This window comes from Pseudomonas segetis (assembly GCF_900188155.1).
GTDB lineage: Bacteria > Pseudomonadota > Gammaproteobacteria > Pseudomonadales > Pseudomonadaceae > Aquipseudomonas > Aquipseudomonas segetis.
The window spans coordinates 226,950-246,261 of the sequence record NZ_FZOG01000001.1; the positions used below are offsets into that span (position 1 = coordinate 226,950).

At 55.9% G+C, this 19,312-nt stretch carries 20 protein-coding genes; 14 read left to right on the forward strand and 6 right to left on the reverse strand.

Translation table 11 applies throughout. The features are described 5' to 3' along the window. Positions 1-2: 2 nt before the first annotated feature. From fdx to CHB79_RS01175, 14 genes are all read left to right on the forward strand, one after another. The gene (fdx, locus tag CHB79_RS01110; RefSeq protein ID WP_089358621.1) at positions 3-341 is read left to right on the forward strand and encodes an ISC system 2Fe-2S type ferredoxin; all 339 of its coding nucleotides are present in this window, start codon (positions 3-5) and stop codon (positions 339-341) included. Positions 342-352: 11 nt separating this feature from the next. Then, positions 353-553 carry a Fe-S cluster assembly protein IscX gene (iscX, locus tag CHB79_RS01115; protein ID WP_010484591.1) on the forward strand — a complete coding sequence of 67 codons (201 nt, stop codon included), beginning with the start codon at positions 353-355 and terminating at the stop codon, positions 551-553. Positions 554-665: 112 nt separating this feature from the next. Next, on the forward strand, positions 666-1,097 hold the full coding sequence (ndk, locus tag CHB79_RS01120) for a nucleoside-diphosphate kinase (protein WP_010484592.1): 432 nt from the start codon (positions 666-668) through the stop codon (positions 1,095-1,097). A gap of 23 nt (positions 1,098-1,120) precedes the next feature. Then, a complete protein-coding gene (gene rlmN, locus CHB79_RS01125) occupies positions 1,121-2,269 on the forward strand; it encodes a dual-specificity RNA methyltransferase RlmN (protein WP_089358622.1) in 1,149 nt (382 codons plus the stop codon). A gap of 14 nt (positions 2,270-2,283) precedes the next feature. Beyond that, the gene (gene pilW / locus CHB79_RS01130; protein WP_089358623.1) at positions 2,284-3,042 is read left to right on the forward strand and encodes a type IV pilus biogenesis/stability protein PilW; all 759 of its coding nucleotides are present in this window, start codon (positions 2,284-2,286) and stop codon (positions 3,040-3,042) included. Beyond that, positions 3,042-4,049 carry a RodZ domain-containing protein gene (locus CHB79_RS01135; RefSeq protein ID WP_089358624.1) on the forward strand — a complete coding sequence of 336 codons (1,008 nt, stop codon included), beginning with the start codon at positions 3,042-3,044 and terminating at the stop codon, positions 4,047-4,049. Before pilW ends, CHB79_RS01135 begins: the two co-directional genes overlap by 1 nt. A gap of 3 nt (positions 4,050-4,052) precedes the next feature. Beyond that, entirely contained in the window at positions 4,053-5,165 is a 1,113-nt protein-coding gene (ispG, locus tag CHB79_RS01140) for a flavodoxin-dependent (E)-4-hydroxy-3-methylbut-2-enyl-diphosphate synthase (RefSeq protein WP_010484600.1), read from the forward strand. 25 nt (positions 5,166-5,190) lie between these two features. After that, a complete protein-coding gene (gene hisS / locus CHB79_RS01145; RefSeq protein WP_010484602.1) occupies positions 5,191-6,480 on the forward strand; it encodes a histidine--tRNA ligase in 1,290 nt (429 codons plus the stop codon). Positions 6,481-6,507: 27 nt separating this feature from the next. After that, positions 6,508-7,152 carry a tetratricopeptide repeat protein gene (locus tag CHB79_RS01150; protein WP_089358625.1) on the forward strand — a complete coding sequence of 215 codons (645 nt, stop codon included), beginning with the start codon at positions 6,508-6,510 and terminating at the stop codon, positions 7,150-7,152. Further along, positions 7,145-8,296, forward strand: coding sequence for an outer membrane protein assembly factor BamB (gene bamB / locus CHB79_RS01155; RefSeq protein ID WP_089358626.1), 1,152 nt, complete (start codon positions 7,145-7,147; stop codon positions 8,294-8,296). Before CHB79_RS01150 ends, bamB begins: the two co-directional genes overlap by 8 nt. 118 nt (positions 8,297-8,414) lie before the next feature. Further along, positions 8,415-9,887: a ribosome biogenesis GTPase Der gene (gene der / locus CHB79_RS01160; protein ID WP_010484607.1), complete on the forward strand. Its 1,473-nt coding sequence runs from the start codon at positions 8,415-8,417 to the stop codon at positions 9,885-9,887. Positions 9,888-10,005: 118 nt separating this feature from the next. Beyond that, positions 10,006-11,154, forward strand: a complete 1,149-nt coding sequence (locus tag CHB79_RS01165; RefSeq protein WP_089358627.1) for a pyridoxal phosphate-dependent aminotransferase — start codon at positions 10,006-10,008, stop codon at positions 11,152-11,154. Beyond that, positions 11,142-11,933 carry an amidohydrolase gene (locus CHB79_RS01170; protein WP_089358628.1) on the forward strand — a complete coding sequence of 264 codons (792 nt, stop codon included), beginning with the start codon at positions 11,142-11,144 and terminating at the stop codon, positions 11,931-11,933. The genes CHB79_RS01165 and CHB79_RS01170 overlap by 13 nt, the downstream gene beginning before the upstream one ends. Positions 11,934-11,942: 9 nt before the next feature. Next, complete coding sequence (locus CHB79_RS01175; protein ID WP_141133411.1) at positions 11,943-12,395, forward strand: hypothetical protein; 453 nt, start codon at positions 11,943-11,945, stop codon at positions 12,393-12,395. 77 nt (positions 12,396-12,472) lie between these two features. Here the strand turns inward: CHB79_RS01175 and leuA are convergent, their stop codons facing one another. The 6 genes from leuA to CHB79_RS01205 form a co-directional block, all read right to left on the reverse strand. Further along, positions 12,473-14,140 carry a 2-isopropylmalate synthase gene (gene leuA, locus CHB79_RS01180; RefSeq protein WP_089358630.1) on the reverse strand — a complete coding sequence of 556 codons (1,668 nt, stop codon included), beginning with the start codon at positions 14,138-14,140 and terminating at the stop codon, positions 12,473-12,475. Between the two features lie 330 nt (positions 14,141-14,470). Next, entirely contained in the window at positions 14,471-15,727 is a 1,257-nt protein-coding gene (locus CHB79_RS01185) for a mechanosensitive ion channel family protein (protein WP_089358631.1), read from the reverse strand. Between the two features lie 77 nt (positions 15,728-15,804). Next, a complete protein-coding gene (locus CHB79_RS01190; protein ID WP_089358632.1) occupies positions 15,805-16,647 on the reverse strand; it encodes a M23 family metallopeptidase in 843 nt (280 codons plus the stop codon). A gap of 126 nt (positions 16,648-16,773) precedes the next feature. Beyond that, on the reverse strand, positions 16,774-17,541 hold the full coding sequence (locus CHB79_RS01195; protein WP_010484620.1) for a M15 family metallopeptidase: 768 nt from the start codon (positions 17,539-17,541) through the stop codon (positions 16,774-16,776). Between the two features lie 4 nt (positions 17,542-17,545). After that, positions 17,546-18,826, reverse strand: coding sequence for a TRAP transporter large permease (locus tag CHB79_RS01200; protein ID WP_089358633.1), 1,281 nt, complete (start codon positions 18,824-18,826; stop codon positions 17,546-17,548). Beyond that, complete coding sequence (locus CHB79_RS01205) at positions 18,823-19,308, reverse strand: TRAP transporter small permease (protein WP_010484624.1); 486 nt, start codon at positions 19,306-19,308, stop codon at positions 18,823-18,825. Before CHB79_RS01205 ends, CHB79_RS01200 begins: the two co-directional genes overlap by 4 nt. Positions 19,309-19,312 lie beyond the last annotated feature (4 nt).

Sequence of the window (19,312 nt, forward strand, 5' to 3'; positions counted from 1 at the left end):
GCATGACCCAGTTGATTTTCCTGCCGCATGCCGAGCATTGCCCAGAAGGTGCGGTTTTCGAGGCTCAGCCTGGTGAGACTGTGTTGAATGCTGCGCTGCGCAATGGCATCCATATCGAGCACGCCTGCGAGAAGTCTTGTGCGTGCACCACATGCCACGTCGTGGTCCGTGAAGGTTTCGACTCCCTCGAGCCTTCCGACGAACTGGAAGATGACATGCTCGACAAGGCCTGGGGTTTGGAGCCTTATTCGCGCCTGTCTTGCCAGGTCGTGGTGGGTGAAGAGGATATGGTGATCGAAATCCCGAAATACACCATTAATCAGGTTTCTGAAGGCCATTAAGGAGCATCACCATGAGTATCAAATGGTCCGATGTACTGGAAATTGCCATTCAGTTGTCAGAGAGCAAGCCGGATGTCGATCCACGTTACGTGAACTTCGTCGATCTGCATCGCTGGGTGATCGAACTGCCGGAATTTTCCGACGATAGTCAGCGCGGCGGCGAGAAGGTTCTGGAGGCTATCCAGGCGGCCTGGATCGAAGAAGTGGACTGATTTTGACCCCAGGCTGTGCGCCGTCAGGCGCGAGCCCTACGCATTTACCCAGAACCCGCGTATAATTCGCGGGTTTAATTTTTCGCTTTAATCCCTGTTTTTGGAGTTTCACATGGCTGTTGAACGTACTTTCTCTATCATCAAACCAGACGCAGTAGCTAAAAACGTCATCGGCGAGATCGTTACCCGCTTCGAAAAAGCAGGTCTGCGCGTTGTTGCATCGAAGATGGTTCAGTTGTCCGAGCGCGAAGCCAGCGGTTTCTACGCTGAGCACAGCGAGCGTGGCTTTTTCAAGGATCTGGTTGCATTCATGACTTCCGGTCCGGTTGTTGTTCAGGTTCTGGAAGGCGAAGGCGCTATCCTGAAAAACCGTGAACTGATGGGCGCTACCAACCCTAAAGAAGCAGCAGCTGGCACTATCCGTGCTGATTTCGCTGTTTCCATCGACGAAAACGCTGTACACGGTTCGGACTCCGAAGCCTCGGCTGCTCGCGAAATCGCTTACTTCTTCGCCTCTACAGAGGTGTGCGCTCGCATTCGCTAAGCGAACCGGGTGAAGGTGAAACCATGACTATTGCGACCGGTAAAATCAATCTTCTGGGTCTGACCCAGCAGGAAATGGAACAATTCTTCGACAGTATCGGGGAGAAGCGTTTCCGTGCCGGTCAGATAATGAAGTGGATTCACCACTTTGGCATCGATGATTTCGATGCCATGAGTAATGTCAGCAAGGTCTTGCGCGAAAAGCTCAAGGCCTGTGCTGAGATTCGCGGGCCGGAAGTGGTCAGCGAAGATATTTCCACCGATGGCACCCGCAAGTGGGTGGTTCGCGTGGCGTCGGGTAGCTGCGTTGAAACCGTCTATATCCCGCAGGGCGCTCGCGGCACGCTGTGCGTGTCTTCGCAAGCAGGTTGTGCGCTCGACTGCAGCTTCTGCTCGACAGGTAAACAAGGCTTCAACAGCGATCTGACCGCAGCCGAGATTATTGGCCAGGTATGGATTGCGAATAAATCATTCGGCACTCAGCCGGCGAAAATCGATCGCGCCGTCACCAACGTGGTGATGATGGGCATGGGTGAACCGTTACTGAATTTTGACAATGTCGTCGCTTCGATGAAAATCATGATGGACGACCTTGGCTACGGCATTTCCAAGCGCAAGGTGACCCTGTCTACCTCGGGCGTGGTGCCGATGATCGACAAACTGGCCGAAGTGATAGATGTATCGCTGGCGCTGTCGCTGCACGCCCCCAATGATGCGTTGCGCAACCAGTTGGTCCCGATCAACAAGAAGTACCCTCTGGAAATGCTCCTCGCCGCCTGTAAGCGTTATGTTTCGCGTTTGGGCGAGAAGCGTGTGCTGACAATCGAATACACATTGCTTAAAGATGTGAACGATAAGATTGAGCACGCTGAGGAAATGATCGCACTTCTCAAAGATGTACCTTGCAAGATCAACCTGATCCCGTTTAATCCCTTCCCTTTCTCGGGATATGAGCGGCCGAGCAACAATGCGATACGTCGTTTCCAAGACCTGCTGCACAAAGCAGGGCACAATGTAACTGTGCGTACTACGCGCGGTGAGGACATTGATGCCGCTTGTGGCCAGCTGGTTGGTCAAGTGATGGATCGTACACGCCGCAGCGAGCGTTATATCGCCGTGCGTGAGTTGAGTAGCGAGGCAGAGTCGCCACGTTCCACCGCAAACAGTAACTAGAAGAGAGGAAATCCATGACCCTGCGCCCCGCGCTGTTCTTATTGCTTGCCAGCCTGCTTGCTGGCTGTGTTACAACGGGTGATGTCGACCCAATGAGAACCGAAAAGGGTCGTGAAGAGGCACGTGACGCCTACATTCAACTGGGCTTGGGCTACATTCAGCAAGGCGCAAGCGAGCGCGCCAAGGTGCCGCTGAAGAAAGCGCTGGAGATTGACTCATCCAGTGCCGATGCCCATGCCGCGCTGGCGTTGGTATTCCAGCTTGAAATGGAACCTCAGCTGGCTGATGAGCACTACAGAAGTGCTATTTCGCAACGTCCTGGTGATGCCCGGTTGCTGAATAACTATGGCAGCTTTCTTTTTGAGCAAAAGCGTTATGGCGAAGCAATGGAGCGGTACAAGCAAGCCGCCCAAGACAACCTCTATCCAGAGCGTTCCAGGGTGTTTGAAAACCTGGGTGTCACGGCATTAGCCATGGACAAGCCCGAGGAAGCTAAAAAGTATTTTCAACGGACCTTGCGCTTGAATAGCCGCCAGCCACGCGCGTTGTTGGCAATGGCTGAGATATCCTACAAAGAGCTGGACTATGTAGCGGCGCGCGGTTACTACGATAGCTATAGCCTTATTAGTGAGCAAAACGCGGCAAGCCTGTTGTTAGGTGCCCGTCTTGCCAAAATATTTGACGACCGTGACAAGTCAGCAAGCCTCGGTCTGCAACTTAAACGCTTGTATCCCGGTACTGCGGAATACAAGCAATACCTGTCGGAGCAATGATGAAATCGGCGCCACCTGAAGCTGTAGCAGCAAATCGCGTCAATCCCGGTGAAACTCTGCGCATCGCGCGCGAGGCCAAGGGCTGGTCGATTGTCGAGGTTGCCGCGCAGCTCAACCTCACGCCTGAGCGCCTCGGCCAGATTGAAGCGGGAGCGTTCGATAAATTGCCAGGCACGACCTTCGCCCGTGGCTATCTGCGCACCTATGCAAAACTCTTGGGTGTTGATCAGGCAGAAATCGTCAAGGAATTTGATCAGTTCACCGGTAGCAGCGTAGCGGCCAGTAGTGTGCAGAGCCTGGGTCGTATTGAAGAGCCGACGAATTACTCGCAGAAAATCCTGCGTTTCGTCAGCTTTGCCATATTGGTTGTCTTGGGTTTCGTGGGCTTTTTCTGGTGGCAGGAACAGGCCAAGCGCCAGGCTGATGATTTAGCCGTGGCAGGCATCGAGCATGTCGAGGTTGAAGGGGCCGATGGTTCAACCCAGATCCACGCCCTGGATGAGCCGGAAGACCAGGCCGTGGCCGCCGCTCAGAATGAAACCCAACTGGACCTGTCGGCTACTGACGATTCACTGAGCGACCCTCCAGAGCCGCCAAGCGATGAAATGGCAGCGCAAATGACTGGCGACGAGACAATGCCCAATGCTGCTCCTGTCGAAGGCCAGGCCGTGGCTGATAACGCGCCGACGACCGAGGCCTTGACGCCGCCGGTTGCGGAGGCGCCGGCGTCAACTGCCGCGCCTCAAGGCACGCCTGCGGTTGCGGGTGAAGGCAATGTCAGCATCAATTTCACGGCCAACTGCTGGCTGCAGTTGAAAGATGCCAATGGCAAAGTGATTTACAGCGGTCTGAAGAAGCAGGGCGAGAGCCTCAACGTTAGCGGTAAAGCACCTTTGGAGCTGCGTTTGGGCTTTGCCAGTGGTGCACAGGTTACTTATAACGGTCAGGCTGTGGATGTCGCACCCTATGCGACTGGCGAAACAGCACGCCTGAAACTGGGGCTTTAACTCATGCATGGCGAATCACCGATCAAGCGTCGCTTGTCGCGTAAAATCTGGGTGGGTTCTGTACCCGTAGGCGGCGACTCGCCGATTTCGGTACAGAGCATGACCAACACCGACACCAACGATGTGGCCGCCACCGTGGCGCAGATCCGTCGTCTGGAAGAGGCCGGTGCCGATATCGTGCGCGTGTCTGTACCCGACATGGATGCCGCTGAGGCATTCGGCAAGATCAAGCAGCAAGTAAATCTACCCCTGGTTGCCGATATCCACTTCGATTACCAGATAGCGCTACGCGTGGCCGAGCTGGGGGTTGATTGCCTGCGTATCAATCCGGGCAATATTGGCCGCGAAGATCGGGTGCGTGCGGTGGTCGAGGCTGCTCGCGACAAAGGCATTCCGATTCGTATCGGGGTTAACGCTGGATCGCTGGAAAAAGACCTGCAAAAGAAATACGGCGAACCGACACCCGAAGCTCTGGTCGAGTCGGCGATGCGTCATGTCGAACACCTTGATCGACTCAACTTCCCGGACTTCAAAGTCAGCGTCAAGGCCTCCGATGTGTTTATGGCCGTAGCGGCCTACCGTCTGCTGGCGACTAAAATCGAGCAGCCTTTGCACTTGGGGATTACCGAGGCCGGTGGTTTGCGATCCGGTACGGTCAAGTCGGCGGTTGGCCTGGGCATGCTGCTTGCCGACGGGATTGGCGATACTATCCGCATCTCGCTGGCGGCTGATCCGGTTGAAGAAATCAAAGTCGGTTTCGATATCCTCAAGTCGCTGCGCCTGCGTTCTCGCGGTATCAATTTCATCGCCTGCCCAAGCTGTTCAAGGCAGAACTTTGATGTGGTCAAGACCATGAACGACCTCGAAGGCCGTCTGGATGATCTGCTGGTACCGCTTGATGTCGCGGTAATCGGCTGTGTAGTCAATGGTCCTGGCGAGGCAAAAGAGGCGCACATCGGCTTGACCGGTGGTTCGCCAAACAACCTTATCTACATTGATGGCAAGCCTGCACAAAAACTGAATAATGAAAACCTCGTGGATAACCTGGAAAAGTTGATCCGTGAGAAAGCAGCTGAAAAGCTCGCAGCAGATGCCGCTGTGATTGTTCGCAGCTAAGAGCTTTGACGTCTAAGGAATTGAATTGAGTAAGCCCCTGCAAGCCATTCGTGGCATGAACGACATCCTGCCAGAGCAAACCCCGCTGTGGCGCTATTTTGAAGCCACCGTTGCAGGTCTGCTGGATGGCTACGGCTATCGGCAGATACGCATGCCGATTGTCGAGTTCACTGAACTGTTCAAGCGCTCGATCGGTGAAGTGACTGACATTGTCGAAAAAGAGATGTACACCTTCGAAGATCGCAATGGCGACTCGCTGACCTTGCGTCCCGAGGGCACCGCAGCATGCGTGCGTGCGGTACTTGAGCATGGTTTGTCCGGTGGCGGCCAGACCCAGAAACTCTGGTACATCGGGCCCATGTTCCGTCATGAGCGTCCGCAGAAGGGCCGTTACCGCCAGTTCCACCAGATCGGCCTTGAGGTGTTCAATCTGCCTGGCCCGGACATCGATGCCGAGCTGATCATGCTCACCTGGCGTCTATGGAAACTGCTTGGCATTGGCGATGCGGTAACTCTCGAACTCAACAGCCTTGGTACCAGTGAAGCGCGTGCGGTCTATCGTGGCGAGCTGGTTGAGTACCTCACGGCTCGAATCGATCAGTTGGATGAAGACAGCCGTCGCCGCCTGTCGAGCAACCCATTGCGCATCCTTGATAGCAAGTCGCCGCAGACCCAGGCTCTGCTGGTTGATGCACCAAAGCTTGAGAACTATCTCGATGAAGAGTCGCGCGTCCATTTCGCGGGCCTCAAGGCGCGTCTTGACGCTGCTGGCATTCCTTATGTGATCAACCCCAAGCTGGTTCGTGGCCTGGATTACTACAGCAAAACCGTATTTGAATGGGTCACCGATAAACTGGGTGCACAAGGCACAGTTTGTGCCGGAGGCCGGTATGATGGGCTGGTTGAGCAAATGGGTGGTAAGCCGACCACCGGCGTTGGCTTTGCCATGGGCATTGAACGGCTGCTATTGCTGATCGAGACACTTGATAAAGTGCCTGCTGAAATCGCACGTACCGTTGATGTGTATCTCTGTGCGATTGGCGAGGCCGCCGAGCTGGCTGCCATTCCATTGGCCGAGCAATTGCGTGACAAGATTCCAGGCTTGCGCCTGCAAGTTAATGCTGGCGCTGGCAGTTTCAAGAGTCAGTTGAAGAAAGCCGACAAGAGTGGTGCGTTATTCGCTCTGGTCATTGGGGAAGACGAACTGGCCCAGCAAGTGGTAGGTTGCAAGCCGCTGCGTGGTCAGGGTGAACAAAACAGCATTGCCTGGGATGTTCTTGCTGAACATCTGGCAACCAGCCTCAAACAGGCTTAAGCGAATTAGCGAATAAGGAGTATTGGGGTGGTTTCGCGTAACGACGAAGAAGAATTAGCGGTAATCAAGGAATGGTGGCAGCAAAACGGCAAGCCGCTGATGGCGGGTTGCGCGCTGGCGCTGATTGCAGTCTTGGGCTGGCAGGGGTGGCAGAAGTACCAGGCCAACCAGTCACAAGGCGCATCAATGATTTACCAGCAATTGCTGGAAACCGCCCTTGATCCAAGTGGCAAGCCCGACGCCGGTAAAGTCGCCGAGCTGGCTGGCAAGCTGAACAGCGAGTACGGTGGCACCTATTACGCGCAGTACGGCAATTTGTTCGTGGCCAAGGTTGCGGTCGAAGCTGGTGAGTTGAACGATGCCGCCAACGCACTGCAAGGCATAGTCGACAAACCGGCCGACGAGACGCTGGAAGAGCTGGCACGTCAACGCCTGGCCCGTGTGCTGGCTGCGCAAGACAAGACCGAAGAAGCCTTGAAACTGCTTGATGGCGATGCTGATAAGGCCTATCTGGCCAGCCGCGAAGAGCTCAAGGGTGACCTGCTGGTCAAGCTGGGTCGCACTGACGATGCGCACGCGGCCTACGAAAAAGCCAAGTCTGCTCTGTCAGAAGATGCTGCGGTTGGTGGCTTGCAAATCAAGCTGGACGACCTCGCGAAAGGGGATGCGTGACGTGATACGTTGGAAGAATGTCGCACTACTGAGCCTGGCCTTGCTGGTCGTGGGCTGCAGTAGCACTAGCAAGAAGGAACTGCCGCCAGCAGAACTGCCCGACTTCACAGCCGAAGTTGAGCTTGATGAGCAATGGGACCGTTCGATTGGCGATGGCCAAGGCGAAACGTTCAATATGCTCGAGCCTGCGATCGAAGGTGAAAAGATCTTCGCCGCTGACGTCGAGGGTGTTGTCATGGCCCTGGACCGCATGACGGGCGACGTGATCTGGGAAGACGACCTGGAGCTTCCAATTTCTGGTGCTGTGGGCGCAGGCTATGGCCTGGTGATGCTGGGGACTCTCAAAGGCGAGATTATTGCCCTGGACTCCTCGACCGGCGAAGAAAAGTGGCGCGCTCGGGTCAATAGTGAAGTGCTTTCGGCCCCGGCGACCAATGGTGATATCGTCTTGGTGCAAACCCAGGACGATCGGCTGGTCGCCTTTGATGCGGACACTGGCAATCAACGCTGGAGCTTTGATAACACCCCGGCGGTGCTTACATTGCGCGGAACCAGTGCCCCGGTACTAACCAATAATCTGGCTATTGCTGCTTTGTCCAGCGGTAGGGTCATTGCATTGGACGCTCAGCGCGGCATACCGGTCTGGGAACAGCGTGTTGCCGTTCCACAAGGCCGCTCCGAACTGGATCGTGTGGTGGATATCGACGGTGGCCTGCTGCTTTCCGGTGGCAAGCTCTATGTAGTCAGCTACCAGGGGCGGGTTGCCGCGTTGGACCTGGAGTCGGGCCGTGTGCTTTGGCAGCGTGAAGCGTCCAGCTATGTAGGCGTGGCCCAGGGTTTCGGTACCGTCTATGTCTGCTTGGCCAATGGCACTGTTGAAGGTGTGGATGAGCGTTCAGCATCGGCTCTGTGGAGCAATGATGCATTGGCTCGTCGCCAATTGTCAGCGCCTGAAGTGTTCTCCAGCTATGTCGTATTTGGCGATTTTGAAGGCTACCTGCACTTGATCAGTCAGGTTGATGGACGCTTTGTCGGTCGTGAGCACGTTGACAGTGATGGCATACGCGCACGTCCGCTGGTGGATGGCGACTGGCTGTACGTATTTGGTAACAGCGGCAAGTTGGTTGCTTACACCATTAAATAGCTGGCAACTGACGGGCTTGTCTATGCTGCATCTGTAGCATCCAGGCCCAGCTTTGAATTCCGGCCGCTGCTCATGCAGCGGCCTTTGTATTTTCTGAAATAACGAAGTGGAGAGCCTAATGGTTCCCGTAATTGCCCTGGTGGGCCGACCAAACGTCGGTAAGTCCACTCTATTTAACCGCTTGACCAGGACCCGCGATGCTATCGTCGGTGACCTGTCGGGTTTGACCCGTGATCGCCAGTATGGCGAGGCCAAGTGGCAGGGACGCACCTACATTGTCGTAGATACCGGTGGTATTTCCGGCGATGAAGAAGGTATTGACGCGAAGATGGCCGAGCAGTCGCTACAGGCCATCGAAGAAGCTGATGTGGTGTTGTTCCTGGTCGATGCGCGGGCGGGCTTGTCTGCTTCGGATCAAATGATCGGCGAGCACCTGCGCAAGCGCAACAAGGACAGCCACCTGATCATCAACAAGGTCGATAATCTCGACCCTGATCTGGCACGTGCCGAGTTTGCCGCGATGGGCATGGGAGAATCCCTGGCGATTGCCGGTGCCCATGGCCGCGGAATCTCGCAGATGCTCGAAGCCGTGCTCAGTCGCTTTCCGAAAGACGCCGGGGAGCTGGAGGAGGGTGAAGAACCAGAAGAGGTTGCCGAAGGCGAAGAAGCCAAGCGCATCCCTGGCCCGAGCGAGAAAGACGGTATCAAGCTGGCAATCATCGGCCGTCCTAATGTTGGCAAGTCGACACTTGTTAACCGCATGCTCGGTGAAGACCGGGTTATTGTCTATGACCAGGCGGGCACTACGCGCGACAGTATCTACATCCCCTTCGAGCGTGATGATGAGAAGTACACGCTGATCGATACTGCAGGTGTGCGGCGACGTGGCAAGATCTTTGAAGCTGTCGAGAAGTTCTCGGTGGTCAAAACCCTGCAAGCGATTCAAGACTCCAACGTGGTCGTATTCGTCATGGATGCGCGCGAGGGCGTGGTCGATCATGACCTGAACCTGCTTGGTTTCGTACTTGAAAGTGGTCGTGCGCTGGTTATCGCCCTGAACAAATGGGATGGCATGGAGCCAAGCGAGCGCGACTATGTGAAAACAGAGCTGCAGCGCCGCCTGTTCTTCGTTGATTTTGCCGATATCCACTTTATTTCGGCGTTGCACGGCACGGGTGTGGGCCACTTGTACAAGTCGGTACAGGCTTCGTTCCAGTCAGCCATCACCCGCTGGCCGACCAACCGTTTGACCCAGATCCTCGAGGATGCGGTGCGCGAGCACCAGCCACCGTTGGTCAATGGCCGCCGGATCAAGTTGCGTTACGCTCACTTGGGCGGTGCCAACCCGCCGCTGATCGTGATCCATGGCAACCAGGTCGAGTCGGTGCCCCGCGCTTACTCGCGTTACCTGGAAAATACCTATCGCCGGGTGTTGAAACTGGTCGGCACGCCGATCCGCATCGAATACAAAGGTGGCGAGAACCCTTATGAGGGCAATAAAAATACCCTGACCGATCGTCAAGTGAACAAGAAGCGTCGCTTGATGAGCCACCACAAGAAAGCCGAGAAAAAGCGTAAGGACAAGCGCTAGCACGGCTATTTGGTCTCTGTTGAAAAAGGCGCCTGACGGGCGCCTTTTTCATGCCTGTGCGATCCGTTATCCTGCGGTTATGAATCGCCTAGCCAGGCGTGTGCAGCAGGAAGGTGTGATGATCATCAGCAAATTGCCGAATGTTGGCACCACTATATTTACCCGCATGTCCCAGCTCGCCATGGAAACGGGTGCCCTGAACCTGTCGCAGGGCTTTCCCGACTTTGATGGGCCGCTGGCACTGCGTGACGCCGTCGGCCGGCATATCGCGGCGGGGCACAACCAATACACCGCCATGACCGGTCTACCGGCGCTGCGTGAGCAAGTCGCCGCCAAGATTGGCCGTTGTTATGGTCGCACGGTCAGCGCCGAAACCGAGGTCACTATTACACCGGGCGCTACCCAGGCGATTTTCTGTGCGATTCAGGCGTTGATCCGCCCGGGTGATGAGGTGATTGTCTTTGACCCCAGCTATGACAGCTACGAGCCTTCGGTCGAGCTTGCCGGCGGTCGTTGTATTCATGTGCCCCTGGCCTTGCCGGGTTTCTCGATCGACTGGCAACGTTTCAGCGATGCGCTGAGTGATAAAACGCGGCTGGTTATCCTCAACAGCCCGCATAATCCCAGTGGGGCGCTGATCAGTCGGGCAGAGCTGGACCAACTGGCCATGCTGATTCGCGGTCGCGATATCTATGTGCTCAGCGATGAGGTTTACGAGCATCTGGTCTTTGATGGTGTTTCCCATACCAGTGTCTTGGCGCATGAAGAGCTCTATTCGCGTGCGTTCGTGGTCAGTTCCTTTGGCAAGACATACCACGTGACCGGCTGGAAGACAGGTTATGTGGTTGCCCCGCCTGCATTGAGCGCCGAGCTGCGCAAGGTCCATCAATATGTCAGCTTTTGCGGCGTTACTCCGCTGCAATGGGCCTTGGCTGACTTTATGAGTGAACAGCCACAGCACACTGAAGAACTGCCAGGTTTTTATCAGGCCAAGCGCGATCTGTTCTGCGGCTTGCTCAAGGATTCGCGTTTCAGCTTCAGCCCCACGCCCGGCACTTATTTCCAACTGGCTGACTACTCGGCCATTCGTGATGATCTTGATGATGTGGCCATGTCTGAATGGCTGACGCGCGAGCATGGCGTGGCGACCATTCCCGTATCGGTTTTCTATCAGCAGGCTCCGAAAGATCTACGTCTTGTCAGGTTCTGCTTTGCCAAACGTGAAGACACCTTGCGCCAAGCTGCGGAGAAATTATGCGCGATTTAACGACTTTGCCGGACCTGAATCTTGTGCTGGTCCAGAGTGATCTGGCCTGGCAAGACCCGGCCGCCAACCGAGAGCATTTCCAACAGATGCTGGCAGCCGTCGAGGGGGCTGATCTGGTCATCCTGCCAGAGATGTTCAGTACTGGCTTTTCGATGGACTCAGCGGCACTGGCCGAGCCTGAGGGCGGCCCGAGCAGCCAGTGGATGATGGAGCAGGCTGCGCGGATGAATGCTGTGGTGACTGGCAGCCTGATCATCCAGGCGGCAGACGGCAGCTATCGCAACCGGCTGCTATGGGCGCGCCCTGATGGCTCAGTCGAGCATTACGACAAGCGTCACCTGTTTCGCATGGCCGGTGAGCACAAGCACTTTGCCGCTGGTCAACAGCAGGCCTTGTTCAGCCTCAAGGGCTGGAATATTCGCCCGCTGATTTGCTACGACCTGCGGTTCCCGGTCTGGAGCCGTGATGCGAGTGATACGGATCTATTGCTCTATACCGCCAACTGGCCGGCGGCGCGGCGAAATCACTGGAATCGCCTGCTGCCAGCTCGGGCGATTGAAAACCTGTGTTTTGTGGCGGCAGTCAATCGCACTGGCACCGATGGCAAGGGGCATGCCTACAGCGGTGATTCCAAGGTGATTGATTTTCAGGGTGAGGTCATGCTGGACGGTCAGGATGTAACAGGAGTGCTGCGCTTTACTCTAAAGGGGGTTGATTTGGCCGAGTATCGCCAGCGTTTTCCAGCTGATCGTGATGCCGATATATTCACCCTTGGTTGAAGGTTTTACATGCCTGTTTCCCCGTCACCCGGCACGCTGGAGCGAACACCATGTTGCGCTGGGGCTGACGAGGTTGCGAGTGTCAGGTTGTACTCGGTACCCGCGGTTGGCCTGGCCACGCTCCTGGGCTCGCCTTTGGCCGGTGCTTTTGTGATGCAGCATAATTTCAAGGTGCTGGGCCGCGGCAACCAATCATTGAGGCTCTGGAGCCTTGCCATTGGCCTGTTTGTTGCGACTTTCAGTCTTTCCAGTTGGCATCCCGAAACCTTTAGTGCACAGCTGTTGATTGTCCCCGAAGTCTTGGTGATGCTTGTCTATGCCAGGTTCTGCTTTAGCGGCTCAGCCGGATGGCAAGCCCACGGGCGTTATTCGAATTGGAGAGTGCTGGGCATCTGGTTGTTATTACTGCTGGTCATACTGACAACCATTATTGAGCTTACGTTGTTGTTGAGCTTGTTCTAGGGGCTTGCCTTTATCCAGAAGCAAACAACCCCGCCAATTGGCGGGGTTGTTGGTTGCAAGGTTTCTCGGGCGAGCTGTTACGCCGCTTCCTGAGCCTGGACCAAGGCACGATTCAGAGCGCTAAACAGGGCACGGAAGCTGGCAGTGGTCAGGTTCTCGTCAATGCCCGCACCATGCAGCGCACGGCCGCCATCCATTCGCAGTTCGATATAGGCGGCGGCCTTGGCATTGGTTCCTGCGCCAATTGCGTGCTCCGAGTAGTCCATGATCTCTACATCGAAGGGCAGGGCGGCGACCAAGGCTTCCAGCGGACCTTTGCCGATTCCGCTCCAGTGCTTGGTTTCGTTGTTGCTGATGACTTCAACGTCGACCGCGCTGGTGCCGTTCTCTTCCTGCAGGCGATGGCCCTTGAGTGCATAGGGGCTGGAGGCTTGCAGGAACTCGGTCTTGAACAGGCTGTAGATCTGCTCGGCAGTCATTTCCAGGCCCAGGCGGTCGGTTTCTTTTTGCACCACCTGGCTGAATTCGATCTGCATGCGTCGCGGCAAGCACACGCCGTATTCCTGTTCGAGCAGGAAGGTGATGCCGCCTTTGCCGGACTGGCTGTTGACGCGAATCACGGCCTCATAGCTGCGACCGATGTCGGCCGGGTCGATTGGCAGGTAAGGGACTTCCCAAATGGCGTCTTCCTGCTGCTGGGCCAGGCCCTTGCGGATTGCATCCTGGTGCGAGCCGGAGAATGCAGTGTGCACAAGGTCACCGACGTAAGGGTGACGTGGGTGAACCGGCAATTGGTTGCATTCTTCGACCACTTTGCGCACGGCGTCAATGTCGGAGAAATCCAGGCCTGGATTGATGCCCTGGGTGTAGAGGTTCAACGCCAGGTTGACCAAGTCTACGTTGCCGGTGCGCTCGCCGTTGCCAAACAGGCAGCCCTCGACGCGATCGGCGCCAGCCATCAAGCCCAGCTCACTGGCTGCAACGCCCGTGCCCCTGTCGTTATGGGTGTGCAGGCTGATCAAGACGCTGTCGCGACGGCTGATATTGCGGCCAAACCACTCAATTTGGTCGGCATAGACGTTTGGAGTCGCCACTTCAACAGTGGTCGGCAAGTTGAGAATGACCTTGTTGTCCGGGGTTGGTTGCCAGACATCGAGCACCGCATCGCAGACTTCAACGGCGAAATCCAGCTCGGTCGAAGAAAATATTTCTGGCGAGTACTGGAATGTCCACTGGGTCTCAGACTGCTGTTCGGCCAGGCGCTTGATGACCTTGGCGGCGCTGGTCGCGATATTGACCACGCCAGCCTTGTCGAGGTTGAACACGATGCGACGAAACGATGGTGCTGTCGCGTTGTATACGTGAACGATGGCTTTTTTAGCGCCCTTGAGTGATTCAAAGGTGCGGGTGATCAAGTCTTCACGGGCCTGGGTCAACACCTGGATAGTGGTGTCGTCTGGAATATGTCCGTCAGTGATCAAGGTGCGCACAAAGTCGAAGTCCGTCTGCGAAGCAGAAGGAAATCCAACTTCAATCTGCTTCACGCCTACCTGAACCAGGGTCTTGAAGAAGCGCATCTTCTTTTCGGCGTCCATGGGCTCAATCAGAGACTGGTTGCCATCGCGCAGGTCAGAGCTGCACCAGATGGGCACTTCGGTGATGGTCTTTGACGGCCAGGTACGGTCAGGCAAATTGATTGGCGTAAAGGCGCGGTATTTGCGTGATGGGTCTTTAAGCATGCTCATGATAAATCCTTGGAAGCGGCGACCTGATAGGCACAGGTTGGGTCAATGGGTAGCGAGGGGCGAGGGCAGCAGTCTTAGCTACGCAGTCGCTGGCTGACCAGACACAGATTGGTATGTTGCCGCTGCAGAAACAGGGTGTGAGAAGTATTCATGGGTCTACACTACTGCGCCAGGTTAAAGCTGGCAAGCATGCTTGTAAAATTGGTGATTTTGGTCTTGGTTAGAGGTTTTCCGATATTTAATTGCGGGTTTGAAAGAAATATTGCTTAACTATTGCTTGATGTGGCCCTGGGTCAAACCTTACGCCTGACCCAAGGCCCGCGGGCCGCTTCAACTGGGTTGGCCGAACAGGGATTGGTGGCGCAGTTCGCGCATGTCAGCACCGCTTGGGTGCTGGTAAACACGCAGGCCAAACTCCGGCAGTATTGCCAGCATATGGTCGAAAATATCCGATTGAATGCCTTCGTAACGGCCCCAGGATATGGTCGTGGTAAAGCAGTAGATTTCGATTGGCAGGCCTTCGGCGGTCGGCGCAAGCTGGCGGACCAGTTGCGTCATCTGCTGATGGATATCCGGATGATGCTTGAGGTAGTTTTCAATGTAGGCACGCAAGGTGCCGATATTGGTCAGGCGGCGGGTGTTGGCCTGAACCTCCGCGTCTCCAGCGAGCGCCTTGTTCCATTGGCTGACTTCGGTGTTTTTATCGCTCAGGTACTGTTTAAGCAGTTTCATTTGTTGCAGGTGCGCCAATTCATCGGCGCTTAGGAAGTGAATGCTCGACTGATCGAGGAAGAGGCTGCGCTTGATCCGTCTTCCGCCGCATTCCTGCATGCCTCGCCAGTTCTTGAATGGGTCGGTGATAAAGCGCCGGGTGGGAATACTGGTGATGGTTTTATCCCAGTTCTGCACTTTGACCATGTGCAGGGCGATGTCTATTACATCGCCATCGGCATTGAGTTGCGGCATTTCGATCCAGTCGCCAACTCGAACGATGTCGTTGGATGAGATCTGGATGCTGGCGACCAGCGACAAGATGGTGTCCTGGAAAATCAACATCAATACGGCTGCCATGGCGCCCAGGCCAGACAACAGAATTACCGGCGAGCGGTCGATCAGCGCTGCGATTATCAGGATCAGCGCAACCAGTGAAATAACGATTTGAATGACCTGGATATAGCCCTTTATCGGCCGCTGGTGGGCGTCGGGGCGGCGCTGGTACAGGGTGTTGATTATGTTGAGTATCGCGTTGATCGCCAGTGCCACGGTCAATACGATGAAGGCGCTGCAGACATTGGTGACAATGGTTACCAGCGATTCGGGCAGGCCTTCGATAACCCGTATACCGTTGGACAGGATCAGTGCCGGGACTATGTTGGACAGGCGCTTGATTACGCCACTTTCCCTGATGTGTGCCACGCGCCACAAGCGGGTATTGCCCGCAACCAGATGCAGGCCCCGCACGAGCACGCGCTTGACCAGCCAGTTGCACAGCATGGCGGCGACAACCAGCGCAGCGAGCGCGATAGCGGTGTATAGATCCGGGTGTTGCTGTAGCCATTCCAGGGCATTGGCCAGCTCTTGTTGCATAACGACTCCTGCTTACCTCGATAAAAGCCGGAGCACCTTAGCAAAGCTCCGTGGCATGTGCAGGGCCTATCTGTAACTCAAGGTTTGAATGCACCAATAAAAATCGCTGGATCGACCCGGTTGGCATTGAGGCTGACGTTCCAGTGCAGGTGTGGTCCTGTGGCTCGTCCGGTTGCACCGACCTTGCCAATAACCCCGCCGCGCGGCACTTCGTCACCGACCTTTACGCCAATCTGTGAAAGGTGGCAGAACATGCTGATCAAGCCTTGGCCGTGGTCAATAAATACCGTATTGCCATTGAAGAATAGGTTGCCCGTAAGTATCACCTTGCCAGCTGCTGGTGCCTTGATTGGCGTACCGCTGCGCGCGGCAAAGTCCAGCCCGGAGTGTGGGTTGCGCTCCTCGCCGTTAAAGAAACGACGCAAGCCAAAAGGGCTTGAAAGTGCACCGCTGACAGGGCGATCAAACAACAGGTTGCTGGGTTGGCGGGGGCTGAACTGGTCATAGGCTGCGTTCTGCTCGGCCAGTTCGCGGTTGATGCGCTTGAGGTTCGCGGCGTTGGGATTGACTTGCTGCTTGTTCTTGATGCTGATGTGCTGCTCTTTGTAGTGCTTGGGCTTGACCTCGAAACTCAGGGTTTTATCACCTTGCGCGCTGCTGACCTGAAGCGTGTCAGTGCCTGCCTTGGTGCTCAGCGCGATGCCGACAATCGCAATCCAGCGTTGTTGATCTTCCTTCACCACCAGCACCGGCTTGCCGTGATAAGTCGCGCGTGGGGCGCTGGCATCATTGCCCAGGTCAACCACGGCCACGCCGCCAGGCACGGGTTGGTCAAGCAGGCGGGTAATAAAACCCTGGGCGCTGACTGGCAGCGCCACAAGCAGTACACACAAAGACAACAGATAACGCAGGCCAGGCATAGAAGACTCAATCCAGGGAAATACAAGCTGCAATGCTTGCATTAAAGCCGGTGCGCTGTGAAGGGCTATGTCTTGGCCAGTGTCCGGAGCGGCAATGCGCGAGGTGTCGTTTCACCTGAAGGGGGCTTAGCTGACCTGGCCGGCCTGCATCTGTTTTTCCAACTGTTGGCGCCACAGGCTGTCCAGTGACTGAACCTGGCTCGGTCCATATATGGCTGCATCCAGCCCCTTGTGCCAGGCCCATAACTGATCGCCGTAGTCGTAGTGCCACCACTCGCTGGGCAGATTGCTGAAACCTGCAGCATGCATGGCGTTATAGAGTATTCGGCGATTGTCACGAATGCGTATTTGTTGCTCGTCGGGCTGTTCGATCTGCTCGAAGTAGTGGCTAGCCGAAAGCGGGCTGGCCTCATCGAAGCCGGTGCCCATGTCGAGCCAGCGACCGTCTTCGTCACACAGCGATACGTCCACCGCGCCACCGGTCAAATGTGGGCTGGGCGCAGTTCTGCTGGTGCTTGGTGGCGACACGAACTGGCGCGTCAGGTGTTCAAGTTGGGCGGTATCCGCTTGCGGGTGATAGTCCCTGAGCGCATCCCACAAGCTGTCGTACAGGTATTGCTGCACGCCGAATGGTCGCCATGCATCCAGCACCACCAAACGGATGCCTGCTGGGAGCCACTTGGTTACTTGCAACAAGCGCTCGAATACTTCGCTGCGCACGTAGCATTCGGCAATTGCATTCGGGACTCCGAGCTTGTAATAAGCCGGGTGTACTGTCAGCGCCCGGTTCAGGCCAAGTGCTTGCAGTGGCTGATTACACTCGACAATGGGCAACGCAGCTACAGCGTGCCAGTCGGGTTCAGGATTGTGCGGTATGGCTGTATTTGCATTCATCTTGTTAGCTCAGCAAGTGCGGTAACCACAGGGTCAAAGACGGGAACAGGATCAGGATATAAAGTACGGCCAATGCCACGGCGATGAAGGGCCAGATCCCTTTGAACATCTCGGTGATGCTCAATTTGCTGATGGTCGCCACAATGAACAGGCACGAGCCCATCGGCGGCGTAATCATTGCAATGGTGATATTGAGAGTAAATATCAGGCCAAGGTGGACAGGGTCGACACCGGCAGCCAGGGCAACCGGAGCAATGATTGGCGTGAGCAGCATCAGTACCGACACTTCCTCCATCACCATCCCGCAAATGAAAATGATCGAGCTGATGACCAGCAACATCAGGGTTGGTGAGTGGTTGAATGGCTGGAGCAGCATCGCGAACTCATTGGCAACCTGGGCATAGTTGAGCAGCCAGTTGACCACCGATGCGGCGGCAATGATCACGTAGATACTGGCCGTCAATTGCACTGTTTCCTGGATCGAAGTCCAGAAGCCCTTAAGCGAGAGCTCACGTTGGATAATCCCAATCAGGGCGACATACAGGACAATGATTGCGCCAGATTCGGTCGGTGTAACCAGGCCCAGGACAATCCCCGCGACGATCAGGACAGGGGCAACTAGGGCCGTTGATGCGCCCGCCACAGCGGCCAGCACTTCCGCCCATGACGGGGCCTTGTGCTGCGCTTCGAGGCCTGCTTTTCGAGCGTAGATCGCGTTGATGGCCATAAACGCAAGGGCTAGCACCAAGCCTGGAATCACCCCTGCAAGAAACAGCTCGCCAACCGAGGTATTGGTCAGGGACGAGTAGAGAATCATGAAGATACTGGGCGGAATAATAGGCCCGATCAGCGAGCTGCCAGCGGTAAGTCCCGCAGCAAATTTGCGCGAGTAGCCTTCCTTTTCCATCGCTGGAACCAGCAGGGTGCTGAGTGCGGAAGCATCGGCAGCGGCAGAACCGTTGACCCCGGCAAAGAATACCCCGGCGACCACGTTGACGTGCCCGAGGCCGCCACGGAAGTGACCGACCAGCGCATTGGCCAGGCGCATCAGGCGTGGCGTCATGCCCGAGCTGTTCATCAGGTTACCCGCCAGAATGAACAATGGAATGGCCATCAGCGAGAAAATGTCCATGCCGCCATAGAAGCGCTGCGGCAAGGTATTGAAAAACAGGTTGGGGTCAACAAACAGAAAACCAACCAATGCAGTTAGCAGCAAGCACAGGAACAGCGGCAGGCCCAGCACCAGGTTAACGGCAAAGGCTGTGATCATGGCCAGGCCCATCATGGTGCTATTCCTTGTTCTGCTTGCGGCTGTCTCTGCTGTGGGCCTTGAATCAGAATCATCAGGGTCAGCAAACCAAAGCCGATAGGTAGGCTGAGCAATGGCCACATGCGGCTGACGCCAAGGCCCATGCTGCGAAAACGGCTGGCGTTGAGGGCATAGTGGAGGCTTGCCCAGGTCGCAAAAGCGAAAAAGCACAGGGCAATCAACCACTGATAAAGTTTTACTATCCTGGCCAATTTGTGCGGCAGGTGCTGCTCAAGCAGGTTGATGCGCATATGTCCGCCGCGAATCCAGAGCGTACCCATGACCATCATGACGCTGCCGATAATCAGGTAGCGCGCCAATTCGTCCATCCAGATGGGTGAACTGCCAATCAGGTAGCGTGCAAACACGCCGTAGCTGAGTAACAACAGATCGAGCAATAGCAGCAAGGTGCCCAGGTTCAGCAGGACGCTGCTGCTGCGCTGTAGTAGCGAGTGCATAGGT

Excerpts from the sequence above, each read along its gene's own strand:
- leuA (WP_089358630.1), bottom strand. The coding sequence starts at position 14,140 with ATGAGCATGCTTAAAGACCCATCACGCAAATACCGCGCCTTTACGCCA.
- CHB79_RS01205 (WP_010484624.1), bottom strand. The coding sequence starts at position 19,308 with ATGCACTCGCTACTACAGCGCAGCAGCAGCGTCCTGCTGAACCTGGGC.
- fdx (WP_089358621.1), top strand. The coding sequence starts at position 3 with ATGACCCAGTTGATTTTCCTGCCGCATGCCGAGCATTGCCCAGAAGGT.
- bamB (WP_089358626.1), top strand. The coding sequence starts at position 7,145 with ATGCGTGACGTGATACGTTGGAAGAATGTCGCACTACTGAGCCTGGCC.
- der (WP_010484607.1), top strand. The coding sequence starts at position 8,415 with ATGGTTCCCGTAATTGCCCTGGTGGGCCGACCAAACGTCGGTAAGTCC.
- rlmN (WP_089358622.1), top strand. The coding sequence starts at position 1,121 with ATGACTATTGCGACCGGTAAAATCAATCTTCTGGGTCTGACCCAGCAG.
- CHB79_RS01195 (WP_010484620.1), bottom strand. The coding sequence starts at position 17,541 with ATGAATGCAAATACAGCCATACCGCACAATCCTGAACCCGACTGGCAC.
- ndk (WP_010484592.1), top strand. The coding sequence starts at position 666 with ATGGCTGTTGAACGTACTTTCTCTATCATCAAACCAGACGCAGTAGCT.
- CHB79_RS01135 (WP_089358624.1), top strand. The coding sequence starts at position 3,042 with ATGAAATCGGCGCCACCTGAAGCTGTAGCAGCAAATCGCGTCAATCCC.
- pilW (WP_089358623.1), top strand. The coding sequence starts at position 2,284 with ATGACCCTGCGCCCCGCGCTGTTCTTATTGCTTGCCAGCCTGCTTGCT.
- ispG (WP_010484600.1), top strand. The coding sequence starts at position 4,053 with ATGCATGGCGAATCACCGATCAAGCGTCGCTTGTCGCGTAAAATCTGG.
- CHB79_RS01170 (WP_089358628.1), top strand. The coding sequence starts at position 11,142 with ATGCGCGATTTAACGACTTTGCCGGACCTGAATCTTGTGCTGGTCCAG.
- CHB79_RS01165 (WP_089358627.1), top strand. The coding sequence starts at position 10,006 with ATGATCATCAGCAAATTGCCGAATGTTGGCACCACTATATTTACCCGC.
- CHB79_RS01185 (WP_089358631.1), bottom strand. The coding sequence starts at position 15,727 with ATGCAACAAGAGCTGGCCAATGCCCTGGAATGGCTACAGCAACACCCG.
- CHB79_RS01200 (WP_089358633.1), bottom strand. The coding sequence starts at position 18,826 with ATGATGGGCCTGGCCATGATCACAGCCTTTGCCGTTAACCTGGTGCTG.
- CHB79_RS01175 (WP_141133411.1), top strand. The coding sequence starts at position 11,943 with ATGCCTGTTTCCCCGTCACCCGGCACGCTGGAGCGAACACCATGTTGC.
- iscX (WP_010484591.1), top strand. The coding sequence starts at position 353 with ATGAGTATCAAATGGTCCGATGTACTGGAAATTGCCATTCAGTTGTCA.
- CHB79_RS01190 (WP_089358632.1), bottom strand. The coding sequence starts at position 16,647 with ATGCCTGGCCTGCGTTATCTGTTGTCTTTGTGTGTACTGCTTGTGGCG.